This is a genomic window from Pseudomonas monteilii NBRC 103158 = DSM 14164 (genome assembly GCF_000730605.1).
Lineage (GTDB): Bacteria > Pseudomonadota > Gammaproteobacteria > Pseudomonadales > Pseudomonadaceae > Aquipseudomonas > Aquipseudomonas monteilii.
The window spans coordinates 1-7,308 of the sequence record NZ_BBIS01000047.1 but is presented as its reverse complement, the minus strand read 5'-3'; the positions used below and the strand labels follow the sequence as shown (position 1 = coordinate 7,308).

Here is a 7,308-nt window from a genome sequence, read left to right as displayed (position 1 = left end):
ACCAGGCGCTATAGAAACAAAGGCGAGCACCAGCAGCCCCGATCCCGATTGAACCCCCGCCAATCCCCCACAGTCCACCTTACAGGCCCACCTTCCAGAGGCCCCAGAGGAGACACCCATGAAAGGTACCGCGCTTTCGGCCCTGTTCGCGGCCGCCACCCTGCTGGCTTCGCCTGTGTTTGCCGCCGAAGACCTCTGCACCACCAACCTGCAAAAGATCGACGACAGCATGGCCACCGCCGGCGCCACCTCCGAAGGCCTGGACAAGGCCATCACCGAGCACGTCGACAAAGCCAAGGCCGCCCAGGCCTCCGGCGACACCAAGGAATGCATCGCCATCACCAGCAAAGTGCTGGAACGCCTGGAGAAAACCGAGAAAGGCAGCGGCACCGGCAGCGGCGGTGCGTGAGCCTGAAAGCGGGCGACAGGACCGGCTGTCGACGTCGCCCGCGCAATGGCGTATACTCCACCTCACGTGCCGTAAGGTGCGTTAGCGTAACGCTAGTGTGGGGCCGATTAGGATTCGACGCCGGTAGCGAAACTCTAGGTGCATGCCGAGTTGGTAACAGAACTCGTAAATCCACTGTTGCAACTTTTATAGTTGCCAATGACGAAAACTACGGCGCGGAGTACAAGCTGGCTGCGTAAGCGGCCCTCTTGACCCGTTGCTTCTGGTAGCTTCGGCTCCAGCAATCACTAGGGGATGCCTGTAAACCCGAACTGATTGTCATACAGAACAGGATCGTCGCGTAGCACGTTGTGGGCGAAGTGACTAAAACTTACACAACTCATCCAAAGCACCCTGCCCGTCGGGCGGCTGCGGATTAAATCAGTAGACACGGCTAAGCATGTAGTACCGACAGCGGAGTACTGGCGGACGGGGGTTCAAATCCCCCCGGCTCCACCAAATATCCTTTACAAATCAGGCACTTAGCGAACAGCTACAGTGCCTTTTTTGTGTCTTTTTGGGCCGTTATGGTTGGGTAATGCCAGCTTTATGACAGCCTCCCTTCCCGTGAAGCCCCTCCCCGGCTACCGCCGTTACCTCAACAACCGAAAAAACGTTTTCTGTCGCTTTTCCGGTTTGAAAACGCGCCACAGCGATCTTTCAGGAGTATTAAATCTGTGTCGGCTTACACACAGAGACCCGCACATGCCGACACATGCCCCCAAGAAGTACCTGATCAGCCATACCTCTCTGCAGCAATGCTTTGACAAGAGCCGCTCCGGCCTCGAGAAGCTGCGAGAAAACGATCCCAGCTTCCCTCGCCCCATCAAATTTGGCTCAACCAAACAGGCTGGCGTTTACTTCGTCGTCGCGGAGGTGGAAGCCTGGCTGGAGGGCAAGATCAGCGAGCGTGATGGAGTCACTCGGGCTCTCTCTGAGAGAGCTGAGCAATGACCACACACGAGCAGATACCGTCGTTCTTGGCGGAAATGCCCGAGGCAGCACGTGCTTCGTATCTGAATCCAAGCATCGTGCCAAAGCCACTGCCGAGCGGATTGGCCAGGGTTATGCCCTGGCGTGGAGAGCTACTGCCTGCTGTTCTTCAAGAATACGTGCTGGATGTCGCCGAGCGCACTCAGTGCCCACCGGATTTCGTTGGGGTCGCGCTTGTGGTTGCTGTTAGCGCCGTAGTCGGACGCAAATTCACCATCCACCCGAAGCAACATGATGATTGGACTGTCGTTCCCAACCAATGGGGAGTCATCATTGGAAGGCCGTCTGCAATGAAAACACCAGCGCTCAAGCAAGCGCTTCGTCCCTTGGACGCATTGGAGACAAGAGAGCGAAATCAGCACTCCATGGCGTTGGAGGAGTACAGGACCAACACTGAGCTGCTCGACATCGAGCGCAAGGCTGCTAAGAGCAAGGCCACAAAACTTGTAGGCAGCGGTGACAAACTTGGAGCGCGGGAGGAACTCACCAAGGTTTCGAGTAATGTGCTGCCCCCAGTGCAGCGTCGTTACACCGTCAACGACTCAACAGTAGAAAAGCTCGGTGAGCTGCTCAACGAAAACCCAAACGGCCTGCTGCTAGTACGTGACGAGCTCGGGGGCTGGCTCGCAACAATACAGAGTGAGGACGGCTCAGTGGCACGCGCTTTCTACTTGGAGTGCTTCGATGGCAACGGCTCATTCACCTACGATCGTATTGGCCGAGGAACCCTGTTCATCGAGTCATGTTGTTTATCGCTGATAGGCGGAATTCAACCCTCACGAATCGCATCCCTCGTGAACGCCTCGATCAGCGGCGAGGTGGATGACGGCCTGATTCAGCGCCTACAGCTCGCCGTCTATCCCGACGATATCCGTCAGTGGCGTCTGGTCGATCGCTGGCCAAACCAAGCTGCTGCTGAGCAAGTGAAACAGGTTATTGACTACCTCGATCAGCTACCATCCGAGCCCCGTACTACGCTCAGGTTCAGCCCAGAAGCACAGGAAATGTTTAACGCCTGGTATACGCGTCATATGCAACAAAGCCGGAGCGAAGAATTTCACCCAGCATTGCAATCCCATTATCTAAAAATGCCGCAGACCATTGCGGGGTTGGCCCTATTGTTCGAACTGGTCGAAGGTGGTCAGAGAGCCGTGGGCATAGAGTCCACATCACGCGCCATTAACTGGGCGAGCTACCTGATGAGCCATGCCTTGCGACTCTACGGCGCAGCTATCAACGCCCCACTACTCGGTGCCAGGCTGATCCTGGAGCGTCAGCAGAAATTACCCGAGCCGTTTACCCCACGCGAGGTGCGTCAGAAGGACTGGATGGGATTAGGCTCACAGGACGCTGTGAACAACGCACTCGCAGTTCTGGCTGAACACGACTTAATCATTGGCTACGAGGTGGCCGGAGAAAAAGGTGGCCGCCCATCAACACGCTACATCTGGCGAAAAACGTAGCCTCGCCCCAACCTGTTTATCAAAAAGGCCGGTAGCGCAGCCTACAGAACCTACGAAACTAAGTTCTGTAGGTTTTGTAGGCACTCTTTTCCTGGTTGGGATAAGTAATCAGCGCCCAAATGGACGTACCTGAGCGCTTGGGGCAGCTGCCAGTGCTTGCGAAGCGGCGCTCTGAATCTGTCGAATCAGGCCGGAATCGGCCAATAGCGGACTCTCGACAACGATCAGGGCTGCACTTGGCAGTGATCTTGCCCAGCAGCCGTGGACACGGGTTTAAGCACACATCCTGGCCTCGAAGGCCTCTGGGCTGATGTGCCCCAGCGTGCTGTGTCGCCGCTGGCGGTTGTAATCGGTTTCGACGTATTCAAACACGGTTTCACGCATCTGGGCGCGGCTCGTGAAGCGCTCGCCGTGGATGCACTCGACCTTCAGGCTGTGGAAGAAGCTCTCTGCACAGGCATTGTCGTAGCAGTTGCCTTTGGCGCTCATGCTGCATCGCAAGTGATGGGCGCGGATCAGCTCCTGGTAAGCCGCTGAGCAGTACTGGCTGCCGCGGTCGCTAGGCACGATCACGTCATTAGGCTGCCTGCGTCGCCACAGCGCCATGTGCAAGGCATCGCAAACCAAGTCGGCCGTCATGCGTTCGTTCATGGCCCAGCCGATCACCATCCGTGAATACAGATCGATGACCACTGCCAGATACAGCCAGCCTTCCTCCGTATGCAGGTAGGTGATGTCACCCACCCATTTCTGATTTGGCGCAGATGCCTTGAAATCCTGCTTGAGCAAGTTCTCTGCCACTGGCAGGGAGTGCTGAGAATTGGTCGTGGCCTTGAACTTCTTGGCGGCCTTGGCACGCAGTCCTTGCCGTTGCATCGCGGCGGCTACCGTCTTGCGATTGCAGGGTAGGCCGGCTTCCCGCAGGTCGTGGCACAGCCGTGGAGCCCCGCTGCGGCCCTTGCGTGCGCTGTATGCCTGAGCGACCTGCCGATCCAGTTCGGCTCTTCGCCGCTGGCGCATTGACGGCCTGCGAGAGCACCAAGCGTAGTAACCGCTGCGGGCAACGCCCAACACGCGACACATGGCCTGGATCGAGAAATGCGCGGTATGAGTCCTCATGAAGGCGTACTTCACTTGAGGCTCTTGGCAAAGTACGCGGCGGCCTTTTTTACGATGGTCAGCTCCTCGGCGTGCTCGGCCAACAGCCGCTTGAGTCGGGCATTCTCGTCGGCCAGCGACTGCTCGCGCTCGCTGCCGGCCTGAGTCTGGTGCTTCTTGCTCCGCCAGCCGTAGAGCTGGGAAGCATGCAGGCCGAGCTGTTCGGCAGCCTTGCTGACGCCAATGCGCTCGGCCAAAGCCAGCGCTTCGTCCTTGTAGGCTTGGGAATGGCGGGTGCGGGTCTGTTTCATTGGGGTTGCTTGTCTTGCCATGATTCACCTCGTTGCAGTTTATCGCTTAACGGGGTGTCCACTGGGACTGGGCAAGATCACTCGGCCAACAGCCGCTTGAGTCGGGCATTCTCGTCGGCCAGCGACTGCTCGCGCTCGCTGCCGGCCTGAGTCTGGTGCTTCTTGCTCCGCCAGCCGTAGAGCTGGGAAGCATGCAGGCCGAGCTGTTCGGCAGCCTTGCTGACGCCAATGCGCTCGGCCAAAGCCAGCGCTTCGTCCTTGTAGGCTTGGGAATGGCGGGTGCGGGTCTGTTTCATTGGGGTTGCTTGTCTTGCCATGATTCACCTCGTTGCAGTTTATCGCTTAACGGGGTGTCCACTGGGACTGGGCAAGATCAACCTTGCTTAACCCATAGTTGCAAAAGGCTGTCGTTGAGCAGCTCCTGGATAGGCTTGGTCGGCGTAATCGATTTGGATAGAAGTGGCTCAGCTTGGCTCTTCAGTGAGTCATAGCTGAGCGCAATGGCAAGCGTGGCTGTAATGTCAGGCAAAGCCTCTTGCTTGAGGAGCGCAAGCTTTGCAGCCTGCTCCAGAACAGTCAGTGGAGCAAATTCAGCCTTCTTGGTAGTTGCAATGTCGCGTTTGATGTTATCGATGTTGTAGACGGGAACGCCGTACTGGGGATTCTTCTTGATCTTGTCAGCGGCGTGTGAGCGGAGCTTGCCATCCAGCGCACCAAGAGCAGCACTGTGGCCGGCCTTGGTGCGATCGCGCTCTTTTTTTCTTCCCTCCAGATCAAAGCGGAGGCCGGCTTTGGCCTCAACGCTGCCCAGCTTGGCTTCGATGGCAGCAATGGCGTCGTCAATCTCTTTGTTTTTCTCACCGACGATGGCGAAGGTCTTGATCTCCCCGCTGACATCCTGGTTGACCAGGAAGCTCAAGTTCTCGGCCACAAAGTCGCGGTTATACACTCTCACGTCATAATCGTGAGTCAGTAGTCCCGAGCAGGTGACAGCGCCCTTGTCGCCAGTAACGGTGAAGGACGAACCTGTGTAGTTCGACGGAAGCGTGCCTGTTTCCAGTGCACGGAAAATACGCGAGAGGGTCGTCTTGCCCGAGTAGTTACGCCCGTAGAGGATGTTCAGACGCTGGAAGTTTTTAACGTTATTTCCGCTGTCCCGAACTGCCTTCTTCCATTCTAGGCCTGAAAAGCTGCCGAAGCTTGCGATGTCTATCTGATTGATCACTGATCCAAACCTACCTTGGAAGGATTTTGGGGTGCTTGCACCCGATGTTTTTTCTTACTCGGAGTGCTCTATAGAAGATTGTGGAGCTGGCTGCTTCTGGCCAAATAGCGACGGCCTGCCTCGACCGTCGCTATGCATGGTCAGACCTCGGTCTGTTCCGCCATTTCCAAGGCGTCATCGACCTCAATCCCCAGGTATCGGACGGTGCTTTCAAGCTTCGTATGGCCGAGCAGGAGTTGGACTGCCCTCAGGTTCTTCGTCCTGCGGTAGATCAGGGATGCCTTGGTACGCCGCAGCGTGTGGGTGCCGTACATGACAGGATCAAGGCCAATGGCTGTCACCCAGGCTTTGACGATTCGAGCGTATTGCCTGGTGGAGAGATGATCTGAGCCTCGCAACCGGCTCGGAAACAGGCAATCCTCGCTGCGGAGTTGGGCCTGATGTATCCAGACCGCCAAAGCCGCCCGGGTCTGCTCTGTGATCTCAAACTGCATTGGTCGCTGAGTTTTCTGCTGCATCACGATGGCTCGCGGCGACACGTGTTCTCCATGGGCTATGTCCCGCACACAAAGCTTGGTTAAGTCGCAGGCTCGCAGCTTGCTGTCGATGGCCAAGTCGAATAGCGCAAGAGCCCGGGTTCTCTCTGCAATTTGGAGCCTTACCCTGATGGCCCATATATCGCTGAGCCGGAGCGGGGCTTTCTGTCCGACCAGCTTTACCTTGTTCCAAGGCTGGTGACTGAAGGTGGCAGTGGTGTTCATGGCTTGTCCTCCACGTGAGGGAGGACAAGGGTGGACCAGCAATAGCCACGGTCGCTAACCGGCCAAAAATAGCCGCTCAATTGTGTTCGTCAAACACGGAATGGTTCTCTGTCGTCGGATGGACATAGCTCTGTTGGTCACTCAGCGCTGTGCCCGAAGGAGTAAACCGTCATTGCTTCTTCGGGTCAGGCTTGGGGATCCTCGACATCAACACTTCGGGGTAGGCGACCTCCTGTTTCACGCGCTGCCACTCAGCTTTTAAGATAGCTTCCGTGTGTTTTTGCGCTTCACTGACCAAGCGAAGTGTTTCGTCAAGGAGCGTCTTGGCTTCAGCTACCGTGTTCGCACTTTGGGTCTTGTTCAGCGCGACTCGGATGAAATCGAGGCACTCCCGAAGCTTGATGTGCAAGTCCTTCTTCGGATTCAGCCGGAACATAATGCGAATGTGTCGCTCTTGGTGCTCGCGGTCACGCGCACCGTTTTCCGGTGAAAAGGCGTCAGCAGCGTCCTGCCAAATCTTGCCGGCCTTTGTCATATCGACCTTCCCTGCGACATCTAAAGCCTCCTCCTGAACTCGGAGTGCCGTGCGGGAACGCATACCATCCCACTTCCAGACGATCTCCTGCGACAAGGCTAGGTGGAAAGCCATGTCCATACGCAGCTCATCAATCCACTTCTGGCGCTTATCCGCAACGAAAGTCGCCGTTGCGCGATGGGATACCAAGTGTTGGAGATCAAGCTGCTTCGTAATCTGTCGTCGAGAGAGATGGGCAATCAAGAACTGGGTTGCTACGCCGCCGGCCGCAATAATCGCAGTCCACTCAGGCATTGTTAGAGTCATTGGAATTCATTTTCAGAAGTGGCGAGAACGCAAGATTGTAATCGTTCAGATGTGCAACCGCTCTACAGCATCATTGAAGTGCCTTCGGGCGGCGTCAGCGCTCTACGTTCAGTTGAATAGATGAATGAATAGCCTCCGAATTTGTCGATATGCGATGACCGCTTCTGG

Annotated in this window: 7 protein-coding genes, 1 other RNA gene and 1 pseudogene; 4 read left to right on the top strand and 5 right to left on the bottom strand. The window is 56.6% G+C overall.

Annotated features, from left to right (window positions below; all coding sequences use genetic code 11):
• Positions 1 to 118: 118 nt before the first annotated feature.
• From PM2_RS22780 to PM2_RS22770, 4 genes are all read left to right on the top strand, one after another.
• Entirely contained in the window at positions 119 to 409 is a 291-nt protein-coding gene (locus tag PM2_RS22780; protein ID WP_012274266.1) for a PA2433 domain-containing protein, read from the top strand.
• A gap of 99 nt (positions 410 to 508) precedes the next feature.
• Positions 509 to 907, top strand: a transfer-messenger RNA (tmRNA) gene (ssrA, locus tag PM2_RS30270).
• A gap of 246 nt (positions 908 to 1,153) precedes the next feature.
• The gene (locus PM2_RS22775; protein WP_013974306.1) at positions 1,154 to 1,402 is read left to right on the top strand and encodes a helix-turn-helix transcriptional regulator; all 249 of its coding nucleotides are present in this window, start codon (positions 1,154 to 1,156) and stop codon (positions 1,400 to 1,402) included.
• Positions 1,399 to 2,904 carry a YfjI family protein gene (locus PM2_RS22770; RefSeq protein WP_028699669.1) on the top strand — a complete coding sequence of 502 codons (1,506 nt, stop codon included), beginning with the start codon at positions 1,399 to 1,401 and terminating at the stop codon, positions 2,902 to 2,904. The genes PM2_RS22775 and PM2_RS22770 overlap by 4 nt, the downstream gene beginning before the upstream one ends.
• A 273-nt stretch (positions 2,905 to 3,177) precedes the next feature.
• Here PM2_RS22770 and PM2_RS22765 read toward each other — a convergent pair.
• The 5 genes and pseudogenes from PM2_RS22765 to PM2_RS22740 form a co-directional block, all read right to left on the bottom strand.
• A protein-coding gene (locus PM2_RS22765; RefSeq protein WP_154670340.1) for an IS3 family transposase occupies positions 3,178 to 4,334 on the bottom strand; the annotation gives its coding sequence in 2 pieces (ribosomal slippage) (positions 3,178 to 4,076 and positions 4,076 to 4,334; 1,158 coding nt in all).
• Positions 4,335 to 4,393: 59 nt separating this feature from the next.
• A pseudogene (locus PM2_RS22755) lies at positions 4,394 to 4,630 on the bottom strand (transposase); the annotation flags it as partial.
• A gap of 56 nt (positions 4,631 to 4,686) precedes the next feature.
• Positions 4,687 to 5,538, bottom strand: coding sequence for an AAA family ATPase (locus PM2_RS22750; protein WP_028699665.1), 852 nt, complete (start codon positions 5,536 to 5,538; stop codon positions 4,687 to 4,689).
• A 140-nt stretch (positions 5,539 to 5,678) separates the two neighbouring features.
• Positions 5,679 to 6,299 (bottom strand): tyrosine-type recombinase/integrase, encoded by a 621-nt coding sequence (locus PM2_RS22745; RefSeq protein WP_028699664.1) that lies wholly within the window; start codon positions 6,297 to 6,299, stop codon positions 5,679 to 5,681.
• Between the two features lie 169 nt (positions 6,300 to 6,468).
• Entirely contained in the window at positions 6,469 to 7,128 is a 660-nt protein-coding gene (locus PM2_RS22740) for a hypothetical protein (RefSeq protein WP_141745107.1), read from the bottom strand.
• Between the last annotated feature and the right edge of the window lie 180 nt (positions 7,129 to 7,308).

Excerpts from the sequence above, each read along its gene's own strand:
- PM2_RS22780 (WP_012274266.1), top strand. The coding sequence starts at position 119 with ATGAAAGGTACCGCGCTTTCGGCCCTGTTCGCGGCCGCCACCCTGCTG.
- PM2_RS22775 (WP_013974306.1), top strand. The coding sequence starts at position 1,154 with ATGCCGACACATGCCCCCAAGAAGTACCTGATCAGCCATACCTCTCTG.
- PM2_RS22770 (WP_028699669.1), top strand. The coding sequence starts at position 1,399 with ATGACCACACACGAGCAGATACCGTCGTTCTTGGCGGAAATGCCCGAG.
- PM2_RS22745 (WP_028699664.1), bottom strand. The coding sequence starts at position 6,299 with ATGAACACCACTGCCACCTTCAGTCACCAGCCTTGGAACAAGGTAAAG.
- PM2_RS22740 (WP_141745107.1), bottom strand. The coding sequence starts at position 7,128 with ATGCCTGAGTGGACTGCGATTATTGCGGCCGGCGGCGTAGCAACCCAG.